Source organism: Maribacter orientalis (assembly GCF_900109345.1).
Taxonomy (GTDB): Bacteria; Bacteroidota; Bacteroidia; order Flavobacteriales; family Flavobacteriaceae; genus Maribacter; species Maribacter orientalis.
On the sequence record NZ_FNZN01000007.1, the window covers coordinates 81,870 to 108,129 of the forward strand.

Here is a 26,260-nt window from a genome sequence, read left to right on the forward strand (position 1 = left end):
TCAGTCCTTCTTTTCTAAAGTGTCGATTCTACTAATTATTTTTGATAAGTTCTTAAAATGAACATATGATTTGTTATAATCACCATAATTTAAAGCTGGTGAACCTTGTAAAACCTCTCGGTCTTTTACATTTCTACCGATACCAGATTGTGCTTGTATTTTCACATAATCACCGATCATGATATGACCTACAATACCAACTTGACCACCGATCATACAATGCTTACCGATTTTGGTAGAACCTGCAATTCCTGTTTGAGCGGCAATTACGGTATGTTCACCAATCTCAACATTATGGGCAATTTGAATTTGATTATCTAGCTTCACTCCTTTTCTCAAGATAGTAGACCCTAAGGTTGCACGGTCAATAGTGGTACCTGCCCCTACATCTACATTATCTTCCAAGATAACATTACCTGTTTGTGGTACTTTAATGAATTCGCCATTTTCATTTGGCGTAAACCCAAATCCATCTGCACCTAATACCACTCCACTGTGAACTACACAATTATCGCCAATAATTGTTTCTGAATAAATTTTCGCGCCTGCAAATATGGTAACATTATTACCAACCAATACATTATCACCAATATATACATTCGGATATACCTTTACATTATCACCAAGCGTTACATTATTTCCCAAATAAGCAAATGCACCAAGATAAACATCAGTACCATAGGTTGCAGTATCCGATTTAAAAATAGGCTCCTCTATCCCTAATTTATTATTTTTAACTTGGTTATAATACTCCAATAATTTGGAGAACGATTTATAAGCATCTTCAACCTTGATTAAGGTGGTATTTAATTTATGTTCAGGAATAAAACTTTTGTTCACTATAGTAATAGAAGCCTTGGTTTTATAAATGAACGAAGTATATTTCGGATTTGCCAAAAAAGTAAGAGAGCCTTCTTCGCCTTCTTCTATTTTAGCAAGTTTATGCACGGCTATATCTGGATTCCCATGTACTTCTCCTTCTAAAATACCTGCAATCTGACCTGCTGTAAATTTCATGGGCGTAAAAGTAAGAAAAATAGTTAAACTGCTTCTTTTGGGTAACACATATAATATTTGGTCACCGTTTTCGAAAGTGCATTCAAATTAAGGTGATCCGATAATTTAGCAACATCAGTTATTTTTCCGTTTTTCCTCAAGATATTAATATTCTGATTCTCTCTATCATAGGCCTTATTCTTTAACTCACCGGTAAAAACAAAATAAGAGGTTTCTTCATCCGTAAGTTTGTAAAGCTTCTTTATTTTATTAAACTTACTATTAAACTTGGTTTCGTTTATTCGCTCTTTCTTAAGTTTAATATGCAAAAGCTTTCTGTTCAATATCATTTCACAAAGTGTAGAAAGCACAAAATCGTCAGCGTATTGCCATTCTTTTAATGCAGCTAAAATATCTACATCATCTAATTTAGCAAACTTTGCCAAGGTGATCCTATCAAAATTACTTTTATCGAAATGTTGCGATAAGAAATAAAGTAATGCTTTACTACAATTTAGAGATGTTCCATTTTTAATTAAAAAACGTGCTCTTTTCAAAATACTGATAAGCAATTGCTCGGCGACAACTCCTGTCTTATGTAAATACACTTGCCAATACATAAAACGCCTTGCCATTAAAAATTTCTCGACCGAGTAAATTCCTTTTTCTTCGATCACTAGATTACCATCAACAACATTCAACATCGTAATTAAACGCTCTGCATTTGTATTTCCTTCAGCAACGCCTGTATAAAAGCTATCTCTTTTTAAATAGTCTAATCGGTCCATGTCTAACTGACTTGAAACCAATTGATTTAAGAACTTTTTAGGGTGCTTACCAGTGAATATTGAGATGGCTTCCGTTAAACTTCCGTTAAATCGTTCATTGAGTTCTTCCATAAACTGAAGTGAAATGAACTCATGACTTACGCCTTCAACGATACTATGCTCCATCGCGTGTGAAAAAGGACCATGTCCAATATCATGCAAAAGAATGGCCCCAAGCAGTCCATCAGATTCAGACTCCGTTATTTCAACTCCCTTGAAACGAATTACTTGCACCGCTTTCTGCATTAAATACATACAACCGAGTGCATGATGAAAACGAGTATGATGTGCACCAGGATATACCAAATACGATAACCCCATTTGTGATATTCTACGCAACCTTTGAAAGTAAGGGTCAGCAATCAGGTCAAATACAAGGGTATTAGGGATTCTAATAAATCCGTAAATTGGATCATTAAAGATTTTCAATTTGTTTGATGTCTTCAAGATAGATTTGTCTTTTCTGAAATTAACATTTCAAAGTTATACAAAAGCATCAGCATAGAATTTGATTATCGTCAAATAATAATACAATGAACAAGATAAAAATATTATGGGTAGATGATGAAATCGATTTACTCAAACCTCATATCATTTTTTTAGAAGCAAGAAATTATGAAGTAATTACCTGCCAAAGCGGTCAAGAGGCATTAGAAGAATTAATGCAAACGCGAGTAGACATTGTTTTTCTTGACGAAAATATGCCAGGCATTTCTGGTTTAGAAACCCTTTCAGAAATAAAAATAATTGACAGTTCTATACCTGTAGTGATGATCACTAAAAGTGAAGAAGAATTTATTATGGAAGAAGCTATTGGTTCAAAAATAGCTGATTACCTAATTAAGCCTGTAAACCCTAATCAGATATTACTTTCCCTTAAAAAGAATCTAGACCATTCTAGATTAATTTCTGAAAAAACAACCAGTAACTATCAACAAGAATTTAGAAAGATTGCCATGGATCTTTCTATGGTGAATAGCTACCAAGAATGGGCAGATTTATATAGAAAATTGATTTACTGGGAATTGCAATTAGAGCAGATTGAGGACAGTGGAATGTTCGAAATACTTGAATCTCAAAAAATTGAAGCAAATCAACAATTCGGAAAATTTGTTGAACGTAATTACCCCGATTGGTTTACTGATGTAGATGCCCCTGTAATGTCTCACACACTTTTTAAGGAATGGATTGCACCAGAGATAAAAGACCAAAAAACATTACTGATTGTTGTAGATAACTTGCGTTATGACCAGTGGTATGCCTTTGAGGATACCGTTAACTCATTTTACAAAAAGAAAAAAGAAGACTCTTATTATAGCATTTTACCAACTGCAACACAATATGCTCGTAATGCCATATTCTCAGGATTAACACCGCTTGATATGGAGAAAAAATATCCGAATTGGTGGAAAAATGATACTGAGGAAGGAGGCAAAAACTTATTCGAAGACAAATTTTTAGGAGAACAACTTAAAAGACTTGGACTTGATTTAAAGTGGGAGTATCATAAAATCAGTAGTTTAAAACAAGGCAAACATTTAAGCCAAAATTTTAAGACTCAAAAAGATAACGACCTTACGGTAATTGTATACAATTTTGTTGACATGCTATCCCACTCCAAGACTGAAATGGAAGTGATAAAAGAATTAGCCTCTAACGACAAGTCTTATCGATCTTTGACCACAAGTTGGTTTAAGAACTCACCTATGCTGGAAATTATTCAGCAAGCGCAGACATTAGGAATGAAGTTGATTATTACCACTGACCATGGTACTATAAATGTAAAGTCTCCTTCAAAAGTAGTCGGAGATCGCGAAACAAGCTTGAACCTTAGATACAAAACAGGAAGAAGTCTTACCTACGAAAAGAATGAAGTGCTAGCAGCCAAAGATCCTAAATCAATTTATTTGCCGAGTATAAATATGAGTAGCTCTTATATTTTCGCGAAAAATGATTTTTTCTTTGCATACCCTAATAACTATAATCATTATGTAAGTTATTATAGAAATACCTATCAACATGGCGGCGTTTCATTAGAGGAAATGATTATACCTTTTGTAGTTTTGGAGCCTAAATAAATTAAAGATTATGGAATTCATTTATGGTGAAAATGAGCTGAAGAAGATTGCGAATGAAATAATTCATAATTCAAAAAGCAAAATTCTCGCATTTTATGCACCAATGGGTGCAGGAAAAACAACACTGATAAAGGCATTGGTAAAAGCATTAGGCGGCAAGGATAATGTAAGTAGCCCAACTTTTGGACTTGTAAATGAATACGAAAATTTAAACGGAGAGCTTCTAGGTTACCATTTCGATTTTTATAGGCTAGAAGATGAAAACGAAGCCATGGATATGGGTTTGGAAGATTATCTGAGTACAAATGGGTGGATTTTTATGGAATGGCCTGAAAAAATACCTAATCTAGTTCCTATTAATGCTCAGATAATTAAAATTGAAATATTAAGTGAGAATATTAGAAAATTAGTACTAATTGATAATATTTAAAACTTCTGATTTTCAAGGAATAGCGTTTTTATAAATTTTCAGTATCGTTTCAACCACGTTTTTATTGTAATTTTTCGATGAAATACCAGCAAATCGATGAAATGTTCATAAAATCAGTTGAAATGCGTAATTTTAACGTTTAACAGCATTTTGTTTGTGCATTATTTCTTACGTTTGCAATGAGAACTAATTCTTGTTTAACCAAAAACCCCTTGAAAATGAAAAACAAAAGAACTTTTCTTGCCTCATTGGCATTAGGTGTATTTCTTTTAGCAATGGCTGCTCCGATTATTGATATCGATAATCAGGAACTAGGAATTGACAAAAGAAAATTGACACAAAAAATATAAGCTTTTAGCTTTAATTTATAAAGGGTGTATGCAAATACACCCTTTTTTTATACTATTTCCCCAATGTGTTCGTTAAAACCTTATACATTATAGTTAATGAATATTAAGGTTAAAAACAAAAAGGCACAAAGAAAGATTTTTTTAGAATCGATAATGGTATTTTTTATAGCAGTATCTCCTTTTTTATATAAGTTGTACGACTATATTCCAAATGCCTCAGAAAATTCTGTGTCCTTTTTAGGAATTACAATTGGAAGCCATGGGTTTGCCGATGTATCTACATTTATTTGGTTTCTGATGAGTAAAATAGTACCCCTTTATTTATTGATCTTTTGGTTTTTAACTGTAAAAAATTGGTGGTATCATATTATACTAATACCAATTGCAATGTATGCTTTTCAAATATTTGAAGTTTTATATTCTAACGATAATGACATCGACACTGAAAATTTACTTTGGCTTTTACCAATTTGTATTGTTATAATTCCATTTGTATACTTTCTAAGAATTAAACTTTATGATAAACACGTTTTAGGTATCGACTTAGATGCCATGGATAAAGAACTTAAGGAGTTAAAGAATAAAGATTTCACTTCTGATGGCTTTACTCCTTTTGAATCACGGGATACCGATGAGGAATCTGAAATATCTTCTATGTCAGATGAACTTAATACAAAATTATCGACAGGTAACCTTGAGCATACATTAAAAGGCTTCCAAGAACGTATTCAGACCTGGCTAAACTTCAAGTTTTAAATTCTTACAGCTACACTTATTATTGTTAATTATTCATTTCTTTAAAAATTGTACATTTGAGTTTCAAATAGTTGATTTGAAAAACGTACATTTTCAGTTATGAGCCAAGCCACTTCGCCATTTAGTAAACACCAATTACTTCCACAAGAAGAAACGTTAGAAGTTTTTAGACAAAAAGGTGAATTGTTTATTGGCATTCCTAAAGAAAATCAATATCAAGAAAAACGTATCTGTCTTACTCCGGATGCTGTAAATGCAATCACTTCAAATGGGCATCGTGTACTTATTGAATCAGGTGCTGGCGAGGGTGCACATTATACCGATTTAGACTTTACCCAAGCAGGTGGTGAGATAACCAAGGATACTAAAAAAGTATTTGCATGTCCGCTAATTTTAAAAGTGGAACCCCCTACCCTAACCGAAATAGGATTTATAAATCCACAGACCGTCATTATTTCAGCACTTCAAATTAAAACTCAATATAAAGAGTATTTTGAAGAATTAGCAAGAAAGCGAATTACGGCGATTGCTTTTGAATATATTAGAGATGATGAAGGCAAATACCCTGCAGTACGTTCTCTAAGTGAAATTGCAGGTATTTCATCTGTTCTAATAGCAGCAGAATTAATGGCCGCAAATAATAATGGTAACGGACTAATGTTCGGAAACATTAGTGGCGTACCTCCTGTAGAGGTTGTAATAATTGGAGCAGGTACCGTAGGTGAATTTGCAGCAAGATCAGCAATTGGTATTGGCGCGAATGTAAAAGTTTTTGACAACTCGATAACTAAACTTAGAAATATACAGACCAACTTAAAACAAACCGTTTATACATCAACCATACAGCCTAAGAACCTCTTAAAAGCTCTTAAACGTTGTGATGTTGCCATTGGGGCCACTAGAGGAAAAGATAGGTCGCCAGTAGTTGTATCCAGTACTATGGTAGAACATATGAAAAAAGGTGCTGTAATTATAGATGTAAGTATTGATACCGGTGGTTGTTTTGAAACTAGTGAAATAACCAGTCATAATAAACCTACTAGAAAAAAGTTTGATGTCATACATTACGGCGTTCCGAATATACCTTCTAGGTATCCAAAAACTGCTTCAGTTTCAATTAGTAATATTTTCACCCCTTATCTTTTAAAAATTGGTGAGGATGGCGGACTGGAAAATTCACTTCGATTTGATAAAGGCTTAAGAAACGGACTCTACATGTACCATGGAATTCTTACTAATAAATCTGTTGGTGAATGGTTTGATTTACAATACAGTGATATAAATTTTTTGATTTTTTAGAATACTAGCCATTTTCCTTTTCCTATCCTTTTAAAAAGGTATAATTTCGCGTTCTTAAATAATTCAATAAAGAACAAAAATGGATTTTCTAAAAAGGTTAGGTTTTTTCTTGGTAGGCTTATCTATCGGCATTGTTTTTCTAACTATGTTCTTAAAAAAGAAATCAGAAGAAACTGGCGTATACTTTTGTTATCTTCCAAATTGTCGAACCCTAAAAGATATTCGTTCCAAACCAATGTATTATAGCGATGAGGCTAAACTAAAATTAGTTGAATATCAATTAGATTCTCTTGATGTAAAGTATATATTGACTGAAGGTGATGTAGATTTTAGTAGTAGTGACACCAAATCAGTCCCTTGCAAAACCTACATCGTAGAATCTGAATTAAAGGAACGTGAATGGAAATTCACTGTTCAAAATTGCAGAAATAAAGCAACTCTTCAACAAATAGAAATGCAATAGCATATTCTTAAATTTTTCTGCGCTTTCTTTCTTTTTTAAGTAATGTTAATTCCCTACTGGTTTGTCCAGCTACCGATGTATTTTCATCCGCTCTTCTAATAAGGTATGGCATAACATCTCTAACAGGTCCAAATGGTAAATATTTAGCAACATTATATCCATTCGCAGCTAAATTGAAAGAAATATGATCGCTCATACCATATAATTGGCCGAACCAAACATGCTCGTTATTTCTAGCAATGCCTTTATTGTTCATCAACTCCATTAAACGATAACAACTATCTTCATTATGTGTACCTGCAAATATTGATAGCGTATCAAGATTTTCAATCATATATTCAATAGTAGCATTGAAATTTTCATCCGTCTCTGCTTTAGTTTTACAGATAGGCGAGGTATATCCTTTTTCTATCGCTCTGTCGTTTTCCTTTTCCATATATGCCCCACGAACTACTTTCATTCCTATTTTAAATCCATCTGTCTTGGCTCGTTCATGTAAAGATTTTAGATAAGATAAACGATCCCATCTATAAGTTTGCAGCGTATTAAATACAATTCTTTTCTTTTTATTGTATTTACGCATCATGTCTTCCGCTAAATCATCAGCTGCATCTTGCATCCAGCTTTCCTCACCATCAATTAATAATGATACTTCAAGATCATGAGCTTTCTTACATACTTTATCGAACCTATTTATAACACGTTGCCATTCGGCTTCTTCATCTTTTGTAAGTTCTTTTTTCTCAGTTATTTTCTGATATAGTGCAAATCGACCAAACCCTGTTGGTTTAAAAACCGCATATGGAATAGCTTCTTTTTCTTTTACGAAATCTAGTATGGTCAATATAATTTCAGTAGCAGTATCAAAGGGATCTTCTTCTTCTTTACCTTCTACAGAATAATCTAAAACCGAACACACCCCTTTCTCCCACATTCTATCTACCACAGGCAGACAATCCCTTTCGTTAATACCACCACAAAAATGGTCAAAAACCGTTGCTCTAATTAAACCTTCTACTGGCAAATGTGCTTTAAAAGCAAAATTTGTTATTACCGAACCCATTTTCACTAATGGTTCATTTGAAATCATTTTAAAGAGAAAATAAGCTCTTTCTAATTCCGAATCTGATTTTAAAGCAAATGCCGTTGCGGTATTTTCAAATATTTGGTCCATTTTTTGTTATTTCTATAGCTGGTAAATATAATCACAGATTTTATAATCCTAAGACTAAAAATAACCTTTATTTTGTGTTCAATTAGAAACCAATACTTAGTCAGACCATATTATGGAATCTATAATTTCAGACTCTTACGCAGTACATTTTAATGAAAATGCTTTTAATTCACTTAATGCCCATTTAGCGAAAAAAGCATACTCGATTATTTTTATTTTAGTTGATGAAAATACACATGAACTTTGTTTGCCTCAGTTTATGGCAGAAATAAATGGAGACTATCAATTTGAAATCATTGAAATAGAATCTGGTGAGGTTAATAAAAATATAGACACATGTGTTGGTGTTTGGGAAGCCCTATCTGAACTTGGTGCTGATAGAAAAAGTATTTTACTTAATCTAGGCGGTGGAGTTTTAACCGATTTAGGTGGTTTTGTAGCTTCTACATTTAAAAGAGGAATAGACTTCATTAATGTGCCAACAACTCTATTATCGATGGTAGATGCCTCTGTTGGCGGTAAAACAGGTGTAGATTTAGGTTCCTTAAAAAATCAAATAGGCGTAATAAACCAGCCAATTATGGTACTTGTAGTACCAGATTTTCTAAACACTTTAGATAATAGACAAGTTAGAAGCGGATTTGCTGAAATGCTTAAACACGGACTTATTCAAGATAAATTGTACTGGGAAGCGCTAAAGCAAGCAGAAAGTTTAGAGGATATGAAAAAACATATTCTTTCATCAATTCAGATAAAGAACAAGGTTGTTTTACAAGACCCGAGTGAGCAGAATATTAGAAAAATATTAAACTACGGGCACACTTTAGGTCATGCCATAGAATCCTATTTTTTAGAAAATGATTCTAAAGAAATGCTTCTTCATGGTGAGGCCATTGCCATTGGAATGATTTTGGAAGGCTATTTATCCAATAAATTAACAAATCTTCCTTTAGCTGATTTAGAGGATATCAAAACTACTTTTTTGAGTAGATATGAGAAAGTAGAATTCTTAGAAGAGGATTTAGAAAATATACTTAAGCTCATGAAGTACGACAAGAAAAATTCGCACGGAAAAGTGAATTTTGTTCTATTGAAAGAAGTAGGTAATCCTGTTTTTGACATTGAAATTCCAGTAGAACTTTTTACGGAAGCATTCGCTTACTACAAAGTTTAAAAATTTCATATACCGAAAACACCACTTTCACAACTATACAAATTTAGTTGACTGTATAATTACTAGTTTAGGTTAAGAAATTAAATAACCTTCTTAAACCAAATTAGTTATGACTAGAAGACTTATCGATTATCGTAAACTAGATCACCAATTAGCTGCACTTTTAATTGAAACATACCCATATGGTTATGGTGATGAAGATATTATATCCTTTAAAAATATTCAAGGTGATTATGTTGAAGCTGTTCAAATAAAAACCGCCGACACACTTTATCTCGTAAAAATCAGTAAAAGCCTGTCGAACTTTATTGCCAATTTTGAAGAAAATGTGGATAAAGAGCTTGAGCCTAAAACACCTGAAGAAGTTATGCGATCAGAAGAAATGACCAATGCCTTATATCTAAACTTCGAAAATGAAGTGGAACCTGATCTAGACTAAATTTACAAATAACGTTCTTTTAATATAATTTCATGATGTCTTTGATGACCACTTATGGCAAGTCCTAAAGCGGCAACTGACCATGGTAAACCACTAGCCGTACCCATTCTCCTTAATTCAACTTCCGATAAATTCTTGAATAAATTAATTGTCGCATTTCTAACTGAAAGATATTCTTCTAATATATCTTCTTTTGTACGTTGATTACAATTACTCTCTAAAATATAATCATCTTGCTCAAAACCTGGCAAAGGCGTTTTATCATTTCTAGATATTCTAAAAGCACGATACTGAAAAATTCGTTCGGTATCAATTAAGTGAACAAGAACTTCTGCAATAGTCCATTTACCTTCTCCATAACTAAAGGCTAATTGCTCAGCAGTCAATTCAGAAATAAAATTCTTAAACCATTCTTTACCTGTCAATAAAGCTGACTTTAAATCTTCTTGATTTTCAAGTTTTCTTAAGTAAGTGGCATAGAAGAAATCAAATTCCTCTTTATGCAAATCTGTAATTGTCATAATAAAGTTTATTTCTTAGTTAATTGGAAATCAAAAAAGCCCAATCATAAATATAACTGGGCCTTTTAAGTTAGTTGAAGTTAAAAAATTATAACTCGTTAAATATGGTATGCATTAATCGTTTCTTATCATTAAAACTCTCCTCTAAAGAAATCATTGTTTCAGTTCTGCTAATTCCATCAATATCATCTATTTTAAAAATGATGTTTTTAGCATGAGTAGTATCCTTCGCTCTAATTTTACAAAATATATTGAATTTACCAGTAGTAATATGTGCTATTGTAACGTTTGGAATTTGGTTCAAACGCTCTAACACAAATTTTGTCTGATGGGTTTTTTCTAAGAAAATACCAACATATGCAATAAATGCATAACCTAATTTCACATAATCTAAAGTAAGTGAAGAACCTTTTATAATTCCGGCTTCCTCCATTTTCTTTACTCTTACATGAACAGTACCTGCTGATATAAGAAGCTTTTTTGCAATATCGGTAAAAGGGGTTCTGGTGTTGTCAATCAACATATCCAGAATTTGGTGGTCTATTTCGTCTAATTTGACTTTGCCCATAGTTGTAAAATTTTTGCCAAAAATAAAAAATTATCGCATTAAATTCATTGAATATCAACTTTTTTTAATGAAAATGTAAACATTTTTAAGTTTTAAAAGAAATAAGGCAATGAAAATCAATCTAGTAGTTTTAATATTTTATTGTTTTCAAGCCACTCTATATCTTCTTTTACCTCTAAATTTAATATTTTATGACCAAAAATTTCCAAAGGAGTTGTTTCAAAAATATGCTTTGTAGGGCTAAAAACAATCTTACCATCCTTGAGAACTTCTTTATATTGAACTGATGATGTGCTTTTTAGGACTTCATTTGTATCCATGGGATTTTTTATCAAAATATCTACAAACTGTTTTCCATTTTCCGGAATAGCTAAATATTGCTCTATTGTATAATTTTCAATTTCATTTAATATAATCGTATTTATGCCTTTTAGTAAAGCATGAAAAATAAACTCTCTTGTCTTCTCCCTCTCATAATCTTCATGGTAATGTCCTGCTTCGAATAAAATAGTAGGAGTTTCTCTCATTTGAAATGCATCACCAACACAATTAGCATTAAAACCATCATCATATCTACCGACCTGACCAGGTATTAACTCTTTCAACTTAGAGTTCATAGCAGCAATTAGCTGCATACTTAATTTACGTGAAGGGGAATTATTTCTTTCAACATCAAAGGCAGGCGCTAAAAAAGAAACCGTCGCCGGTTTATTGGTTTTACCAACATTGAAAATTGTACGTTGGTCATGCAGGTTAAAACAAAAATCTGGATGAAAAGAATCATACTCTTTCTTTAGTATTCGACTTTCTGGTTGCGTTAATTCCTGAGCATCTCTATTTAAATCTATCCCCTTTGCATTTACCCTGGTATAATCTCGCGCTCCATCTGGATTAAGAATTGGGATAATTTTTAAAGTACATTCTTTTGCAATTTCTAAAGCATTAACGGTTTCATGCTGTAAATAATTCAATAAATCAATTACTGCTTTCGTGGTCGTTGATTCATTACCATGCATTTGAGACCACATTAAAATACGTGTAGGACCATTACCAAAAGTGATACTCTTTATAGATTCATTGCGCACAGATTTCCCAATAGTAATGACCTTAAAACTTTTAGAAAGACCTGAAATAAATTTGTTCAAATGGTCATAAGTAATATATCTACCCTGAATACTTGATACATAAATTTGACTATAATCAATTGCCTTCATATTCCTCGTTAAACTATTAATTACAAAAATAACACAGCTATAGTTTACATTTGTAAATAGTTGTATTTATGATTTGAAGACAAAATAAGCTTGAAATATTTACAATATTAAATTTTAATTTTATTAAAACATAAAATATTATTTATCAGTATTTTAAATAAAAAAATATAAACTATAACTTTAAAAAATTTTACACCCTTTATATGATTTACTATACCTCTAGTAATAAACATTATAAGAAAACATTAGTTTTGTAAACATGTTAGATACTACTTCATTTATAGCAAGGCTGAAAACTATTTTAAACCATCATGAACTTTCTTCAGCTTCTTTTGCTGATTTAATTCACGTGCAACGCTCTAGTATTTCCCACTTATTAAATGGTAGAAATAAACCAAGTTTAGAATTTATAATGAAAATAAATGATGCTTTTAAGGAAGTGGATTTACAATGGCTTTTGTATGGTGAAGGAGAGTATCCGAATAAAAATTTAGACAATAACAAAAAATCGGACGAGCGTTCAAACACAAATGCAGTTACAAAGCCAATTCAAAAAAAGAATGTTGAGCGTATTGTAATCTTCTATACCGATGGTTCATTTAGAAAATATGAAGAGCAATAAGAACATGTTTCAATACAAACTATTATTGTCTTTTTCAATCAACTTCCCTTCTATTTTCTTTATTTTGCAGCATGGTAAAAAAAATATCTATTCTTATAATTACATGCCTACTTTTTAGTTCATGTTACCAACCAGAACGTGATTGCGAAAAGTACAAAACAGGCTCTTTTAAGTTTACTTATGAACTAGGAGAGATTGTTAAAGAAGGTAAATTCACGAGAGATGAAAAGTATAGTGTCGATTATTATGAAAACAAAATTGATAGCGCCACTGTTCGTTGGTTTAATGACTGTGAGTTTGTTTTACAAGATATTCATAGTAAAACAGCCATTCATTATAAAATAATTAGCACTACAGATTCATCTTACACCTTTCAATACAAGAGTGCCGTAAAAGACCCAAACAAGGAACTGATCGTAAAAACAGGAACCGCTTTTAAAATTAAATAATCATGTTCGATATTTTCGCCAGCGCCGATGCATGGGTAGCTTTACTCACCCTTACATTTCTTGAAATTGTTTTAGGAATAGATAATATTATATTCATATCAATTGCTGCCGGAAAACTGGAACCTAGTCATCGAAAAAAGGCCACGAATTTAGGCTTAGTATTAGCAATGGTAATGCGTATTTTGCTGCTTTTTGGAATATCGCTACTTACCTCTATGAAAAAACCTTTCTGGGTATTCGATAGTGATTGGATTACAGGGGGTATTAGTGGTCAAGGAATTATTTTATTCCTAGGCGGTTTGTTTCTGCTCTACAAAAGCACAAAAGAAATTCATGAAAAGGTTGAAGATAAAGGTCATGACGAACGCGAAGTAAAGAAAGCAAGATCCACATCATTAATGAACGCTATTCTTCAAATAACGGTTATTAATATCGTTTTCTCCTTTGACTCGATTCTTACCGCGATAGGAATGACCAACGGCATTTCGCCTAACCCAAACGATGCGCTTGTACTAATGATTGTAGCAGTTGTCATCTCAGTAGTAATTATGATGCTTTTTGCAAATCCTGTTGGAGAGTTTGTCAACAGACACCCATCCATACAAATTTTAGGATTATCCTTCTTAATTTTAATTGGATTTATGCTTATTGCAGAATCTGCTCATTTAAGTCATCTTATTGTATTTGGTAACGAGGTAGGTGTAATACCTAAAGGTTATCTCTACTTCTCTATTGCATTCTCTCTTATGGTTGAATTTTTCGATCTGCGTATGAAAAAAAACAAAGACGATATTGTTGATATAGAAGAATAGCGCATAATAACATTCAGCACATAGACCCTTGTATCTCAATTGTTTTGCAATTGTTTTATAGAGGTCTTTTCATTACCTTGGTTTACCAATCAAACTTAAATCAAGTGCAATTATGAAAAAATCCAACGAAAACAAATCCACCAATCTTAATCGGCGTGATTTTGTTAAAAAGACTGCATTAGCTTCATCTGTATTTATTATTCCTAGACATGTTTTGGGCGGCACGGGCTTTATTGCTCCTAGCGACCGGCTCAACATTGCAGCAATTGGCGCTGGCGGTAAAGGTATAAGCGATATTAAAAACGCCTCAGTAATGGGAAGAGAACGTGTAGCGGCTTTATGTGATGTCGATTTTACCGGTACTGCAGCAAAAAGTGTTGAGAATTTCCCTAAAGCCAAGCTTTACGATGACTTTAGAGTCATGCTAGATAAAAAGAAGAATATTGACGCTGTTACCATATCAACCCCAGACCATGTTCACGGGCCCGCAGCTAAATGGGCAATGGAAAGAGGAATTCATGTGTATGTACAAAAACCCATGACACATAACATTAAAGAAGCTCGGACTTTAACCCAAATGGCACGTACCAACAAGATTGTAAGTCAAATGGGAAACCAGGGCGGCTCTAACCCCCTTTTAGGTATGGTACAACGTTGGATAGATGAAGATAAGATTGGAGCGATATCTAAAGTTCAAGTATGGACGAATAGACCCGTATGGCCACAAGGAATTGAAATGCCTAAGCCAGATGCTAGCTTAAAACCAGCTGGTTTAAATTGGGATTTATGGCTAGGACCAGCAACAGAGCGGGAGTTTGTTCCTAATCTTCATCCATTTAATTGGAGAGGTTGGTGGGATTATGGAACAGGTGCCTTAGGGGATGTAGGATGTCATTTAATAGACATCCCTTTCAGAACATTAAATTTAAAATACCCTATAGATGCAGAATGTAGCGTTGCATCGGTATTTTCCAAAATGTGGACTCCTGATTATTATCCAGAAGGCTGTCCTCCATCCTCATTTATAACCTTACACTTTGATGCTACTGACAAATCAAAATCACCTATAGAAATGACTTGGAGCGATGGTGGTATTCGACCATCACACCCAGATATTATTCCTGCAAACGACGATATAGGTGGCAAGAACAGCGCAAACGGTGTTTTAATCATAGGTGAGAAAGGAATTATCTCAACCAATATCAATGATAGTTCACCGTTGATGCCAAAATTATACTTAAACGATGGCACTACAGAGTTCGGACCAGAAGTTGAGGAAAATTTAGAACCAGAATATGGTCACCAACGTAAATGGGTAGATGCTTGTAAAGCTGGTTTTGGTAGTCCTGAGCATTTAGGGCTTACGTCCTCCTTCGATTATGCCGGACCTATGACAGAAACTGTTCTAATGGGTAATTTAGCTATTAGAAGCTATATGCTTCAAAGAGAAAATACTGAAGGCGCAATGGAATTCTTTGCTCGTAAAAAATTATTGTGGGATGGAGAAAATATGAGAATCACCAATATGGAGGAAGCCAACCAATTTGTTGGCAGAACATATAGAAAGGGATGGGAGGTATAACACCTTTCCTTGTTGGAATATAGTACAAAAAAAAGTGGAGGTTTTAAACCTCCACTTTTTTTTATTATCATGCTTTAATTCGGCCTATTGAAAGCGACCTTAGGATTTTCCTGTTTTTGCTCTTCAAATAAACGTTGTTGCTGCTTAACGGTCATGGTGCTACCATCATGACTCCAACCTGGAGGTCCAAAAACATACATTAGTTTGTGACTAAATTTCTTAGACTTCTTCATATCCGCCCAAATATCGGTGAATTCGTGAGTTAAAATTACAATAGGGTTATTAGAATTAGGTGCGTGTATAACACCGAATTTTACGTCAATTTCTTCATCATATTCTTTCCAAGTGCCAAATATCTTATCAAAGAAATTCAAAAATCCACCATGGTTCTTATCTAAGTATTCCACATTTTGTGCATGATGCACTTGATGCATAGTATGTGTATTGAATATTTTTTCAATAAATCCCATTTTAGGAACATATTGAGAATGTAATTGAAATTGCCAAAATGATTCAATAGCCAAGCACACCACAACCATTTCTACAGGAAAGCCAATAATTGGCATCCAGACGTAGAAAAAAGGCTTATAAAGCAGCGTAAACCACCCATTTCGAATAGCAGTTCCCAGATTAAAATTATCAGATGAATGATGTACTATGTGTGCCGCCCAAAGGATACGAATTTCGTGATTAGCTCTATGAAACCAGTAATACGTAAAGTCATCTGCCAATTGACAAAGCAACCAAACATACCAGGCATAACCAAATGACTTATACCCCATTATATTAGTTCTTACACCATCGACCATTGGATTAAAAAACTCATAAGCATATTCGAAAAGCACAACCAACAATATCACCTTAAGTAAAGGTCCGATTATAGCTGAGCCTATACCCATAACACTACTTGCCGCAAAATCTTTCCAATCATAAAGATCATCATCTCCATGAGTTTTACTGTAGGTTAATTCTAATAAAATAAAGGCTATAAAAGCTGGCGCACCGTATACCAAAGGGTTGGTAAAATCCATTATTTAAAAATTTTTGTAAATGTAGTTATAAAAACATCTATTTTTTAAGTTGTCTAATCTTAACTTTCTATTTTGGAATAAGACAATACAATCATTAAACAGATTTTATTATCGCTTACTTCTAAGAATTTCATTCTGCTCTTTCAATAAACTCTCAACACTTGCAAGCAATGCAATGTTTTTTGGCGTTTCAACTTCTTTATTTGCTGGGTCTTCAGATTTTTCTTTGAATCGATTTATAAACTTAACCATAACAAAAATGGTAAAAGCGATAATACAAAAATCAACCAATGACTCTATTAATTCTCCATAACCAATAGCAACTTCTTCCATCTTTTCACCAGCCTCCCTAAGCACCCATTTTTTATTGGACAAATTCACATCATCCGTCATTAATGAAAGTGGAGGCATTATTACTTTAGATACCAAAGCACTTACGACCTTATTGAAAGCTGTTCCAATTATTATACCAATAGCTAAATCAATCATATTGCCTTTAATGGCAAAATTCTTAAACTCTTTAAAGAATTTTTTCATATCAATTATTAATCAAACAATGTTTTAGGTTCATCTGATGGCAGTCCACCATCTAATTCTTCACCGTCATTTTCATCATTAGATTCAACAGCCTCTTCATCCACTACTTCAATATCCTCTGGCTTTTCAGGAACCGCAGGCTCAAAAGGTAATGGATCTAATAAATTAATATTTTTAACCTTCTCAGTTATCAATTGATTACCTAAAGCTTTAATTCCTTTTATCGATATAAAATTCTCTATATCAATAGATTCATTATCTTTCGCTTCCTTACCTCTAGGTTTTGGGAATTCTATCTCCACCAATGGTCGCCAGTCGGTCGAAACTAATTCTAAATATGATTTAGGGTGGTCAGAAATAAACAATTCGTCTTTATTCTCGTTCTCAATAAAAAACCTTTTAACATAAAAGCGCTCTTTTTCACCCTCCCAATAAATAGCTGAAATTGGCTTCTCTGGAATCCATTTTTCAAGCACAATCATATCGTCATCGAAGTGAGATGTCAACACTGGCAAAAATGTTTTAGCAACACCTTTTTGATTGATCACCAACAACAAGTCATCACCTTTAAATTCACCAAGAAGTTCTCCCCTGCCATCTACATTTAATCTTCTAACTACATCATCGAACCAAATTTTTCTAGGCTTTAAAGTTGATACGCCCTTCTCTTTTAACTCTATTCGTTTTACCGAGTACTTTGTGACTATATTTCCTTTTGATGCTCTACCCTTGATTATTACATCAGAAAAATCAATATCCCATTTCAACTTCTTAATACTGCCTACCTGGCGTAACAACACTGTAATTACTTCAGCCTCACCATTTGGGTTAGCAGAAAAATACAATACTTGAGAACCAGATTTACCCGTCGTTAAGTCATAAATTCTGTCCCTAGTGATACTTGTAACATTAAAACGCTTGATATATGTAGGGCCACCTTTACCGTCTTTATAGACCAAATTATAAGTTGTTCGCTTATCCTTTTTCTTAAAAACAGCAACGTGAATAATACCTTTACCAACAAAAATTTTGGAATCTACTTTAGACACCATCATTTTTCCTTCATTGGTTATCACTATAATATCGTCAATGTCACTGCAATCAGTAACATATTCATCTTTTTTGAGTGAGGTTCCGACAAAACCTTCATCCCTATTTACATATAGCTTCGTATTTCTAATAGCCACCTTTGTAGCTTCAATATCGTCAAATACTCTAATTTCAGTTAAACGCCCCCTATCCTTACCGTAAGTTTCCTTTAGATTCTTAAAATAATTTATCGCGAACTCAATTAAATTAGCAAGATGATTTTTCACTTCTGCAATACGCTCTTGCAGAGTCTCCAGATATTGCTGAGCTTTATCTAAATCAAATTTTGAAATTCTTTTAATACGAATTTCCGTAAGCCTGGTAATATCATCTTCAGTTACTGCGCGTTTTAAATGCTTGGTAAATGGAGCCAATCCTTTATCGATAGCACTAATTACACCTTCCCAAGTTTCTTCATCCTCAATATCACGGTATATTCGATTCTCAATAAATATTCTTTCTAATGAAGCAAAATGCCACTGTTCTTCTAATTCGCTCAATTGAAGCTCAAGCTCCATTTTCAAAAGCTCTACAGTTGAATCGGTAGACCTTTTAAGCATTTCAGTTACACCGATAAACAAAGGCTTGTTATCCTCGATTATGCAACCTAGTGGCGATATGGAGGATTCACAAGCCGTAAAGGCATAAAGTGCATCAATGGTTTTATCTGGCGATATCCCAGACGGAAGATGAATTAAAATTTCAACATCAGCAGCTGTATTATCTTCAATTTTTTTAACTTTAATTTTGCCTTTATCATTAGCTTTTAAAATCGAATCTATTAAACTCCCTGTATTAGTACCATACGGTATCTCATTGATTACCAATGTATTCTTATCAATCTGAGCTATCTTAGCACGAACCCTAATTTTCCCTCCTCGTAAGCCATCATTATAATTTGAGACATCAATAATACCAGCCGTTGGAAAGTCAGGATATATTTTAAATCGTTGCCCTTTTAAATGTTTTATAGAAGCATCAATAAGTTCAATAAAATTATGCGATAAGACTTTCGTTGAGAGTCCAACAGCAATACCTTCGGCTCCTTGAGCTAATAATAACGGGAACTTCACCGGTAAATTTACAGGCTCTTTCTTTCTACCATCGTAGGAAGATTGCCATTCAGTGATTTTTGGGCTAAAAACAACTTCAAGCGCAAATTTAGAGAGCCTTGCTTCGATATATCTGGATGCAGCAGCCCTATCGCCTGTCAATATATTACCCCAGTTACCTTGGGTATCTATCAGTAAATCTTTCTGTCCAATCTGTACCATGGCATCTGCTATACTAGCATCACCATGTGGATGATACTGCATGGTATGCCCTACAACATTAGCAACCTTGTTATACCGGCCATCATCTAACTCTTTTAAAGAATGCATAATTCTACGCTGCACTGGCTTAAAACCATCTTCAATTGCAGGTACCGCTCGTTCTAAAATTACATATGAGGCATAATCCAAAAACCAATCTTTATACATACCACTGACCCTAGTCAAGGCATCAGAAGAATCTGAATTAGTAGTATTCTCTTCGGAAAGGTTTTCGTTAATATCTTCGTTCAAATCGTCATTTTCTTCCATTCAGAAGCAATCGTATTTATTTAGTTTATACTACTTTATCCTTAATCAAATCAACTTCAACTTTAAGATTATTGATAATGAATTTTTGTCTATCAGGAGTGTTTTTCCCCATATAAAAACTTAATAATTCTTCAATAGACATTGCCTTATCTAACATTATAGGTTCCAATCGAATATCATCACCAATGAAGTGCCTAAATTCATCTGGCGATATTTCTCCTAAACCTTTAAATCTGGTGATTTCTGGTTTACCTGACAGCTTATTTATGGCATGTTGTCGCTCTTCATCACTATAGCAATAAATGGTTTCCTTTTTATTACGCACCCTAAATAGAGGTGTCTGCAAAATATATAGGTGATTTTCTTTTATCAATTCTGGAAAAAATTGTAAAAAGAACGTAATCAGCAACAATCTAATATGCATACCATCTACATCGGCATCGGTAGCTATAATAATATTATTATACCGTAAATCTTCAATAGTCTCTTCAATATTCAATGCAGCCTGCAACAGGTTGAATTCCTCATTTTCGTAGACAATTTTCTTAGACATGCCATATGAATTCAAAGGTTTTCCTTTTAAACTAAAAACAGCTTGCGTGTTAACATCTCTCGATTTAGTAATAGAACCCGATGCGGAATCACCTTCGGTAATGAACAAAGAACTTTCTAGTCTACGATCATTTTTCATATCACTTAGATGAACTCTACAATCTCGCAGTTTCTTATTATGCAAGCTTGACTTCTTTGCTCTGTCACGCGCCAACTTACGAATACCCGAAAGTTCCTTTCGCTCCTTTTCAGCCATCATGATTTTTCGCTGAAGCTTATCTGCAGTATCTGGATTTTTATGAAGGTAATTATCTAAATATTTACCAATGAAATCGTTGATATAGGTACGTACGGTAGGAAATTCTCCACCCATATCGGTAGAACCTAATTTCGTTTTAGTCTGACTTTCAAAAACTGGCTCTGTAACTTTTAATGCAATAGCGGAAATTATAGACTTTCGAATATCGGATGCATCGTAATCCTTCTTATAAAATTCTCTTATAGTTTTAACTATAGCTTCTCTAAATGCAGCTTGGTGCGTACCACCTTGTGTAGTATGCTGTCCGTTAACAAAAGAATGATACTCTTCACTATATTGTGTTTTGCTATGTGTCATGGCAACTTCAATATCCTCTCCTTTTAAATGTATAACAGGATAAAGCATGTCTTCCATATTATTATTATCCTCTAGAAGATCTTTTAATCCGTTTTCAGAGTAGAATTTCTCACCATTAAATACAATAGTAAGACCTGGATTTAGATACACATAGTTTTTCAGCATGCGTTCTACATACTCATTTCTATACTTATAATGTTTAAAAATCGCCTCATCAGGAATAAAAGTAACCTTGGTACCTTTTCTTTTGGTCGTTTCTTCCGGACCAACTTCATTTTCTAAATTACCTGAACTGAACTGAGCCGTCTTTAATTGATTTTCTCGTGAAGATTGAACTTCAAAAAAACTAGATAAAGCGTTTACCGCTTTAGTACCTACACCATTAAGACCTACCGATTTTTTAAATGCCCTACTATCATATTTACCACCAGTGTTCATTTTAGAAACTACATCTACAACTTTCCCTAGCGGTATACCACGACCATAGTCACGCACCTTAACAACCTTATCTTTTATTGTGATTTCAATGGTCTTACCTGCACCCATTACAAATTCATCGATACAGTTATCGATAACTTCTTTCAATAAAATATAGATTCCATCATCTGCCGATGAACCATCTCCCAATTTACCAATATACATACCAGGCCTTAATCGGATATGTTCTTTCCAATCAAGCGAGCGTATGTTATCTTCAGTATATTGTGTGTCTTGGGACATTAAATAAATTTTTTGAAAGTGCTGCTAAAGATAGCACCACTCGACAAAAGATAAAACCCCTAAACATTAAAGTAATTAACAATGAATTCCACGTTTTTGTTGATAGCAGTCACAAAAAAGAATAAACACTAACAAATCAATCATTGTGAAACCTACTTTAAATTACCAAATATTTGGTGATATCTATCATAGGAAACACTTCAATGTTTTCATATCTTTAGTTTAGATTTTTAAGAACTATGGAATTTATTGATTATTATAAAATTCTTGAAATAGACAAGAAAGCTTCTCAAGCAGACATTAAAAAAGCCTATAGAAAATTGGCCCGAAAACTGCATCCAGATTTAAACCCCAATGATAAAAGCGCACAACAAAAGTTTCAGCAGGTAAATGAGGCAAATGAAGTTCTAAGTGATCCTGAAAAAAGGAAGAAATACGACCAATACGGCAAAGATTGGGAGCATGCTGATGCTTTTGAAGAGGCAAAAAGAAATCAACGTAGTTCATCGGGAGGCCGCAGAAAAACATATAGTACATCAGGCGGAGGCAATGAGGATTTTTCTGATTTCTTCGAGTCCATGTTTGGTGGAGCAGGTTTCAGCGGTAGAGGAAGAAGATCTACTCAGTTTAAAGGTCAAGATTTGAATGCTACTTTAAAGTTGAATATGCTTGACATCTTAACAGACCAAAAGCAAACATTAGACCTAGGGGCTAAGAAAATAAGAATCACAATACCCGCAGGGGTTGAAGATGGCCAAACGATTAAAATCTCAGGTTACGGAGGAGAGGGTGTAAATGGAGGTCCCAAAGGAGATTTATACTTAACATTTGAGATTAACAACAATACACCTTTTAAAAGAGTCGGCAATGATTTGTATAAAAATCATATCATCAATTTATATGATGCCATACTAGGTGGTGAAATTGAAGTAGAAACGTTAACAGGCAAAGTAAAATTAAAGGTTAAACCAGAAACTCAAACCGACACAAAGGTTAAGCTAAAAGGAAAAGGTATGCCGATATACAAGAAAAAAGGCGCTCATGGAGATTTATACATAACCTATAAAGTATCCATGCCAACTAACCTTTCAACGAAGGAAAAAGAATTATTCAAACAACTTTCAGAATTACAATAAATATGGATTCAGAAAATTTTATTCTAATAGAACACTACTGTGAACAGACACAAACCCCAATAGATTTTATTGAAGATCTATTGGAATATGGTATGATTGAGGTTCAATTAATTGAGAACAAAACTTATGTTAAATCTCATTATATAATGGAAATTGAAAGAATTTATAGATTACGCCAAGATTTAGGTATTAATATGGAAGGTATAGATTCTCTCAACCATATGCTAGAAAAAATCAATCGATTAGAACGAGAACTAAAGTTGTTGAGAAACCGCTTAACTATTTATGAGCATTAAACATTAAACCTGAAATGCATTACATCTCCATCTTTAACAATGTATTCCTTGCCTTCTACTCTCATTTTACCAGCTTCTTTTACTTTTGATTCACTACCAAAAGCAACATAATCATTATAGGCTATTACTTCTGCCCTAATAAAACCTTTTTCGAAATCGGTATGTATAACACCTGCCGCTTGAGGGGCTGTCGCGCCAACTGGAATTGTCCATGCACGAACTTCTTTAACACCAGCAGTGAAATACGTTTCAAGATTTAATAATTTATAAGCGCCACGAATCAATTTTGCAGAACCCGGCTCATCTAAACCTAAATCCTCCAAAAACATCTTTCGTTCTTCATAAGTCTCTAATTCAGTAATATCAGCTTCAGTACCTACTGCGAGAAAAATAACTTCAGCATTTTCGCTAGCAACCATTTCTTTCACCTTCTCCACATAAGCATTCCCTTTTACAGCTGCATCCTCATCTACATTACAAACATACATAACCGGCTTATCTGTTATAAACTGTAGTGGTTTTACAAATTCAAGTCTAGACTCTTCATCAATTTTAATTGCCCTTACAGACACCCCTGCTTCAAGTCCACCTTTTATAGCCAATAAAGCAGCCTCTTCTTTTTGAGCTTCTTTATTACCTGTTCTTGCCGCTCTTTTTACTTTTTCAAGTTTTTTATCTACGGTCTCCAAATCTTTTAATTGAAGTTCCATGTCTATAGTCTCCTTATCCCTTATCGGATCTACACTACCATCTACGTGTACTATATTGTCATTATCAAAACAACGTAGAACATGTAAAATGGCATCCGTTTCACGAATATTACCAAGAAACTGGTTTCCTAAACCTTCACCTTTACTTGCTCCTTTTACCAATCCTGCAATATCAACTATTTCAACAGTTGCAGGCAATACCCTTTCAGGATTTACTAATTCTTCTAATTTTTCTAATCTAGCATCGGGCACATTAACCACACCAATATTTGGCTCAATAGTACAAAATGGGAAATTCGCACTTTGCGCCTTAGCATTGGACAAACAATTAAAAAGTGTTGATTTACCCACATTTGGTAATCCTACTATACCTGCTTTCATAATAAAGAATATTTAAAGGGTGCAAATATAGTTTTTACTTGAACATTCTACATTCAATTTCTACTCTTATGTTTAATTAAAACACCTAGTGAATTTTTATATTAATATCAAACTTTTTAGACTAATGATGACAATTGTTTGATTTTTTAACACTTTTTAAGAAAAATTTTAATACTTTACGCCAAGAACTTTAAGAATTAATGGAACTTCACTCTGATGAGACGCTTTGGTATTTTTTTAAAAAGGGAGAGGTCCATGCTTTTTCACTTCTTTTTAAAAAGTATTACCCCCAATTATATGTCTATGGTATAAAATTGAGCAATGCTCCTGCCCTCACCGAAGATTGCCTTCAAAACTTTTTTATTCAACTTTATGAAGAAAGGGAGAAAAAAGGAACTATAAAAAATCTTAAAGCATACTTATTTGTTTCTTTTAAAAGAAGACTGATAAAACAACTTCAAAAAAATCAGAATAACATTCCAATTTCAGAAGCTCAATTATTTAAATCAAACTTCACATTTTCTGCAGAAGAAATTTCCATACATCAAGAAATTCAATTTCTATGCACAACGACATTGTCTCAATTAATCAATCAACTTTCTCCAAGACAAAAAGAAGTTATCTATTTAAAGTATTACAGTAATATGTGTAGCACCGATATCGCTGAAGTAATGGATATGAATTACCAAAGCGTTTTAAATGTACTCCAAAAAGCACTTTCCAAATTAAGATTAGCGTCTCAAAATCAACAAATTAAATCTGTTTTGAAAAAAAATTGAAAATACTAGGGTATATTTTATAAAATTAAACCTCTTATAAATGGAACGCCTTACTAAATGAATAATTCAAACAAATTCGATTTACAGTATTTCTTAACAGATTCGTCATTTAAGAATTGGGCTAAAGGCTTAAATAAAAATGATATCGATTACTGGAATAATTGGCTACAAAATAATCCTCAGCATATTGAAACTGTTGAAAATGCCAAATCTATTGTTGTTGGCATAAAATTTAAGCCGCAATTTCCAAATAATGAGAAGGTTGACCAAGAGCTTTCCAAAATTCTACCTAAAATAGGATTAAAAAATTCCACAAAAAATCCTTTTACTAAAATACAATCATTAAACAAGGCTATATATTTTTCAGCCGCAGCAGTAGTTCTTATTTTATTAAGCTGGACAAGTTTGTCTCTTTTAAATGTTCACAACACAACCACACATCAAACAAATTTTGGTGAAATCATAGACCTAAAATTACCTGACGGAACTTCTGTGGTATTAAATGGTAACTCAGAAATATCTTATGAAAAAGATAATCCACGATTTATAAATCTTAAAGGTGAGGCATATTTTAGGGTTAAATCTATACCGAGTACCAATGCGAAATTCTGGGTGATTACCAATGATCTTAAAGTAGAGGTTCTTGGAACTCAGTTTCATGTAAATACTAGAGAACAAAAAACGAATGTTGTTTTAGATGAAGGATCCATTCATTTAGAATTTAAAAACGGTGATGTCACTAAAATGATTCCTGGTGAAATGGTTTCATTTTCAAATAAAAGCAATGAGCTTATTCATAAAAAGGTCACTGTCGAAACACCATATGCTCTTTGGCGTGGTGGAACCTATTCTTTTAATGAAATACCGCTTAAAGAGGTAATGTTCAATTTAGAACTTACTTATGGCCTTGAAGTTAGATATTCATCTAATCATTTAAAAGATATACCCATATCAGGAGGTATCCCCAATCAAAATTTAAAAATATGTATTGCAGCCATTGAAAAGGCGACTGGAACTAGAATCATTAACAAAGGGAATATTTTACAAGTACAAGAGAACCCAATTTATTAACTAAA

Annotated in this window: 27 protein-coding genes; 16 read left to right on the forward strand and 11 right to left on the reverse strand. The window is 33.3% G+C overall.

Annotated elements, in window-relative coordinates; all coding sequences use genetic code 11:
- Both lpxD and BMY56_RS14425 read right to left on the reverse strand, forming a co-directional pair.
- Positions 1-1,017, reverse strand: a complete 1,017-nt coding sequence (lpxD, locus tag BMY56_RS14420) for a UDP-3-O-(3-hydroxymyristoyl)glucosamine N-acyltransferase (protein WP_091625719.1) — start codon at positions 1,015-1,017, stop codon at positions 1-3.
- 23 nt (positions 1,018-1,040) lie between these two features.
- Positions 1,041-2,270, reverse strand: coding sequence for an HD domain-containing protein (locus tag BMY56_RS14425; RefSeq protein WP_091625722.1), 1,230 nt, complete (start codon positions 2,268-2,270; stop codon positions 1,041-1,043).
- 86 nt (positions 2,271-2,356) lie between these two features.
- On the opposite strand from BMY56_RS14425, the gene porX reads away from it, so the two are divergent.
- From porX to BMY56_RS14450, 6 genes are all read left to right on the forward strand, one after another.
- Entirely contained in the window at positions 2,357-3,901 is a 1,545-nt protein-coding gene (porX, locus tag BMY56_RS14430) for a T9SS response regulator signal transducer PorX (RefSeq protein ID WP_091625725.1), read from the forward strand.
- A 10-nt stretch (positions 3,902-3,911) separates the two neighbouring features.
- Positions 3,912-4,331: a tRNA (adenosine(37)-N6)-threonylcarbamoyltransferase complex ATPase subunit type 1 TsaE gene (gene tsaE / locus BMY56_RS14435; RefSeq protein ID WP_091625728.1), complete on the forward strand. Its 420-nt coding sequence runs from the start codon at positions 3,912-3,914 to the stop codon at positions 4,329-4,331.
- A 218-nt stretch (positions 4,332-4,549) separates the two neighbouring features.
- The gene (locus tag BMY56_RS19005; RefSeq protein WP_262493794.1) at positions 4,550-4,681 is read left to right on the forward strand and encodes a hypothetical protein; all 132 of its coding nucleotides are present in this window, start codon (positions 4,550-4,552) and stop codon (positions 4,679-4,681) included.
- 96 nt (positions 4,682-4,777) lie between these two features.
- Positions 4,778-5,437, forward strand: a complete 660-nt coding sequence (locus BMY56_RS14440; protein ID WP_091625731.1) for a hypothetical protein — start codon at positions 4,778-4,780, stop codon at positions 5,435-5,437.
- Between the two features lie 99 nt (positions 5,438-5,536).
- Positions 5,537-6,736 (forward strand): alanine dehydrogenase, encoded by a 1,200-nt coding sequence (locus BMY56_RS14445; protein ID WP_091625734.1) that lies wholly within the window; start codon positions 5,537-5,539, stop codon positions 6,734-6,736.
- Positions 6,737-6,815: 79 nt separating this feature from the next.
- The gene (locus BMY56_RS14450) at positions 6,816-7,199 is read left to right on the forward strand and encodes a DUF4258 domain-containing protein (RefSeq protein ID WP_091625736.1); all 384 of its coding nucleotides are present in this window, start codon (positions 6,816-6,818) and stop codon (positions 7,197-7,199) included.
- Positions 7,200-7,206: 7 nt separating this feature from the next.
- On the opposite strand, the gene BMY56_RS14455 is transcribed toward BMY56_RS14450, so the two are convergent.
- Positions 7,207-8,373, reverse strand: a complete 1,167-nt coding sequence (locus tag BMY56_RS14455; RefSeq protein ID WP_091625740.1) for a proline dehydrogenase family protein — start codon at positions 8,371-8,373, stop codon at positions 7,207-7,209.
- 112 nt (positions 8,374-8,485) lie between these two features.
- Between BMY56_RS14455 and aroB the strand changes: the two genes are divergently transcribed.
- Together aroB and BMY56_RS14465 are read left to right on the forward strand one after the other, a co-directional pair.
- Positions 8,486-9,547 (forward strand): 3-dehydroquinate synthase, encoded by a 1,062-nt coding sequence (gene aroB / locus BMY56_RS14460; protein WP_091625743.1) that lies wholly within the window; start codon positions 8,486-8,488, stop codon positions 9,545-9,547.
- Positions 9,548-9,656: 109 nt separating this feature from the next.
- Complete coding sequence (locus BMY56_RS14465; RefSeq protein ID WP_091625746.1) at positions 9,657-9,986, forward strand: hypothetical protein; 330 nt, start codon at positions 9,657-9,659, stop codon at positions 9,984-9,986.
- 2 nt (positions 9,987-9,988) lie between these two features.
- Here BMY56_RS14465 and BMY56_RS14470 read toward each other — a convergent pair whose 3' ends face one another.
- From BMY56_RS14470 to BMY56_RS14480, 3 genes are all read right to left on the reverse strand, one after another.
- Positions 9,989-10,507: a DinB family protein gene (locus tag BMY56_RS14470; RefSeq protein ID WP_091625749.1), complete on the reverse strand. Its 519-nt coding sequence runs from the start codon at positions 10,505-10,507 to the stop codon at positions 9,989-9,991.
- 88 nt (positions 10,508-10,595) lie between these two features.
- A complete protein-coding gene (locus BMY56_RS14475; protein WP_027066901.1) occupies positions 10,596-11,075 on the reverse strand; it encodes an Lrp/AsnC family transcriptional regulator in 480 nt (159 codons plus the stop codon).
- A gap of 116 nt (positions 11,076-11,191) precedes the next feature.
- The gene (locus BMY56_RS14480) at positions 11,192-12,220 is read right to left on the reverse strand and encodes a M14 family metallopeptidase (RefSeq protein WP_245737235.1); all 1,029 of its coding nucleotides are present in this window, start codon (positions 12,218-12,220) and stop codon (positions 11,192-11,194) included.
- A 328-nt stretch (positions 12,221-12,548) separates the two neighbouring features.
- Here BMY56_RS14480 and BMY56_RS14485 point away from each other — a divergent pair, with 328 nt between their 5' ends.
- The 4 genes from BMY56_RS14485 (at position 12,549) to BMY56_RS14500 (ending at position 15,754) form a co-directional block, all read left to right on the forward strand.
- Positions 12,549-12,911 carry a helix-turn-helix domain-containing protein gene (locus tag BMY56_RS14485; protein WP_091625754.1) on the forward strand — a complete coding sequence of 121 codons (363 nt, stop codon included), beginning with the start codon at positions 12,549-12,551 and terminating at the stop codon, positions 12,909-12,911.
- Positions 12,912-12,982: 71 nt separating this feature from the next.
- Positions 12,983-13,360, forward strand: a complete 378-nt coding sequence (locus BMY56_RS14490) for a hypothetical protein (RefSeq protein ID WP_091625757.1) — start codon at positions 12,983-12,985, stop codon at positions 13,358-13,360.
- Positions 13,361-13,362: 2 nt separating this feature from the next.
- Positions 13,363-14,172 carry a TerC family protein gene (locus BMY56_RS14495; RefSeq protein ID WP_091625759.1) on the forward strand — a complete coding sequence of 270 codons (810 nt, stop codon included), beginning with the start codon at positions 13,363-13,365 and terminating at the stop codon, positions 14,170-14,172.
- 112 nt (positions 14,173-14,284) lie between these two features.
- A complete protein-coding gene (locus BMY56_RS14500; protein ID WP_091625762.1) occupies positions 14,285-15,754 on the forward strand; it encodes a Gfo/Idh/MocA family protein in 1,470 nt (489 codons plus the stop codon).
- Between the two features lie 74 nt (positions 15,755-15,828).
- On the opposite strand, the gene BMY56_RS14505 is transcribed toward BMY56_RS14500, so the two are convergent.
- The 4 genes from BMY56_RS14505 to BMY56_RS14520 all read right to left on the reverse strand — a co-directional run bounded on the left by BMY56_RS14505 (position 15,829) and on the right by BMY56_RS14520 (position 21,882).
- Entirely contained in the window at positions 15,829-16,785 is a 957-nt protein-coding gene (locus BMY56_RS14505) for a sterol desaturase family protein (protein ID WP_091625765.1), read from the reverse strand.
- 108 nt (positions 16,786-16,893) lie between these two features.
- Positions 16,894-17,322 (reverse strand): large-conductance mechanosensitive channel protein MscL, encoded by a 429-nt coding sequence (gene mscL / locus BMY56_RS14510; RefSeq protein ID WP_091625767.1) that lies wholly within the window; start codon positions 17,320-17,322, stop codon positions 16,894-16,896.
- A gap of 8 nt (positions 17,323-17,330) precedes the next feature.
- Positions 17,331-19,994 (reverse strand): DNA gyrase/topoisomerase IV subunit A, encoded by a 2,664-nt coding sequence (locus BMY56_RS14515; RefSeq protein WP_091625770.1) that lies wholly within the window; start codon positions 19,992-19,994, stop codon positions 17,331-17,333.
- 25 nt (positions 19,995-20,019) lie between these two features.
- On the reverse strand, positions 20,020-21,882 hold the full coding sequence (locus BMY56_RS14520; protein WP_091625772.1) for a DNA topoisomerase IV subunit B: 1,863 nt from the start codon (positions 21,880-21,882) through the stop codon (positions 20,020-20,022).
- Between the two features lie 239 nt (positions 21,883-22,121).
- Here BMY56_RS14520 and BMY56_RS14525 point away from each other — a divergent pair, with 239 nt between their 5' ends.
- Positions 22,122-23,018, forward strand: a complete 897-nt coding sequence (locus BMY56_RS14525) for a DnaJ C-terminal domain-containing protein (protein ID WP_091625774.1) — start codon at positions 22,122-22,124, stop codon at positions 23,016-23,018.
- 2 nt (positions 23,019-23,020) lie between these two features.
- Positions 23,021-23,314, forward strand: coding sequence for a chaperone modulator CbpM (locus tag BMY56_RS14530; protein WP_091625777.1), 294 nt, complete (start codon positions 23,021-23,023; stop codon positions 23,312-23,314).
- On the opposite strand, the gene ychF is transcribed toward BMY56_RS14530, so the two are convergent.
- Positions 23,311-24,405 (reverse strand): redox-regulated ATPase YchF, encoded by a 1,095-nt coding sequence (gene ychF, locus BMY56_RS14535; protein WP_091625778.1) that lies wholly within the window; start codon positions 24,403-24,405, stop codon positions 23,311-23,313. The genes BMY56_RS14530 and ychF overlap by 4 nt on opposite strands.
- A gap of 200 nt (positions 24,406-24,605) precedes the next feature.
- Between ychF and BMY56_RS14540 the strand changes: the two genes are divergently transcribed.
- Together BMY56_RS14540 and BMY56_RS14545 are read left to right on the forward strand one after the other, a co-directional pair.
- Positions 24,606-25,184, forward strand: a complete 579-nt coding sequence (locus BMY56_RS14540) for an RNA polymerase sigma factor (RefSeq protein WP_091625781.1) — start codon at positions 24,606-24,608, stop codon at positions 25,182-25,184.
- Between the two features lie 57 nt (positions 25,185-25,241).
- Positions 25,242-26,255 (forward strand): FecR family protein, encoded by a 1,014-nt coding sequence (locus BMY56_RS14545; protein WP_091625784.1) that lies wholly within the window; start codon positions 25,242-25,244, stop codon positions 26,253-26,255.
- The last annotated feature ends 5 nt before the right edge of the window (positions 26,256-26,260 follow it).

Bases quoted from the DNA above. Each gene is read 5' to 3' on its own strand.
- lpxD (WP_091625719.1), bottom strand. From the start codon at position 1,017: ATGAAATTTACAGCAGGTCAGATTGCAGGTATTTTAGAAGGAGAAGTA.
- porX (WP_091625725.1), top strand. From the start codon at position 2,357: ATGAACAAGATAAAAATATTATGGGTAGATGATGAAATCGATTTACTC.
- tsaE (WP_091625728.1), top strand. From the start codon at position 3,912: ATGGAATTCATTTATGGTGAAAATGAGCTGAAGAAGATTGCGAATGAA.
- BMY56_RS19005 (WP_262493794.1), top strand. From the start codon at position 4,550: ATGAAAAACAAAAGAACTTTTCTTGCCTCATTGGCATTAGGTGTATTT.
- BMY56_RS14440 (WP_091625731.1), top strand. From the start codon at position 4,778: ATGAATATTAAGGTTAAAAACAAAAAGGCACAAAGAAAGATTTTTTTA.
- BMY56_RS14445 (WP_091625734.1), top strand. From the start codon at position 5,537: ATGAGCCAAGCCACTTCGCCATTTAGTAAACACCAATTACTTCCACAA.
- BMY56_RS14450 (WP_091625736.1), top strand. From the start codon at position 6,816: ATGGATTTTCTAAAAAGGTTAGGTTTTTTCTTGGTAGGCTTATCTATC.
- BMY56_RS14455 (WP_091625740.1), bottom strand. From the start codon at position 8,373: ATGGACCAAATATTTGAAAATACCGCAACGGCATTTGCTTTAAAATCA.
- aroB (WP_091625743.1), top strand. From the start codon at position 8,486: ATGGAATCTATAATTTCAGACTCTTACGCAGTACATTTTAATGAAAAT.
- BMY56_RS14465 (WP_091625746.1), top strand. From the start codon at position 9,657: ATGACTAGAAGACTTATCGATTATCGTAAACTAGATCACCAATTAGCT.
- BMY56_RS14470 (WP_091625749.1), bottom strand. From the start codon at position 10,507: ATGACAATTACAGATTTGCATAAAGAGGAATTTGATTTCTTCTATGCC.
- BMY56_RS14475 (WP_027066901.1), bottom strand. From the start codon at position 11,075: ATGGGCAAAGTCAAATTAGACGAAATAGACCACCAAATTCTGGATATG.
- BMY56_RS14485 (WP_091625754.1), top strand. From the start codon at position 12,549: ATGTTAGATACTACTTCATTTATAGCAAGGCTGAAAACTATTTTAAAC.
- BMY56_RS14490 (WP_091625757.1), top strand. From the start codon at position 12,983: ATGGTAAAAAAAATATCTATTCTTATAATTACATGCCTACTTTTTAGT.
- BMY56_RS14495 (WP_091625759.1), top strand. From the start codon at position 13,363: ATGTTCGATATTTTCGCCAGCGCCGATGCATGGGTAGCTTTACTCACC.
- BMY56_RS14500 (WP_091625762.1), top strand. From the start codon at position 14,285: ATGAAAAAATCCAACGAAAACAAATCCACCAATCTTAATCGGCGTGAT.
- BMY56_RS14505 (WP_091625765.1), bottom strand. From the start codon at position 16,785: ATGGATTTTACCAACCCTTTGGTATACGGTGCGCCAGCTTTTATAGCC.
- mscL (WP_091625767.1), bottom strand. From the start codon at position 17,322: ATGAAAAAATTCTTTAAAGAGTTTAAGAATTTTGCCATTAAAGGCAAT.
- BMY56_RS14515 (WP_091625770.1), bottom strand. From the start codon at position 19,994: ATGGAAGAAAATGACGATTTGAACGAAGATATTAACGAAAACCTTTCC.
- BMY56_RS14520 (WP_091625772.1), bottom strand. From the start codon at position 21,882: ATGTCCCAAGACACACAATATACTGAAGATAACATACGCTCGCTTGAT.
- BMY56_RS14525 (WP_091625774.1), top strand. From the start codon at position 22,122: ATGGAATTTATTGATTATTATAAAATTCTTGAAATAGACAAGAAAGCT.
- BMY56_RS14530 (WP_091625777.1), top strand. From the start codon at position 23,021: ATGGATTCAGAAAATTTTATTCTAATAGAACACTACTGTGAACAGACA.
- ychF (WP_091625778.1), bottom strand. From the start codon at position 24,405: ATGAAAGCAGGTATAGTAGGATTACCAAATGTGGGTAAATCAACACTT.
- BMY56_RS14540 (WP_091625781.1), top strand. From the start codon at position 24,606: ATGGAACTTCACTCTGATGAGACGCTTTGGTATTTTTTTAAAAAGGGA.
- BMY56_RS14545 (WP_091625784.1), top strand. From the start codon at position 25,242: ATGAATAATTCAAACAAATTCGATTTACAGTATTTCTTAACAGATTCG.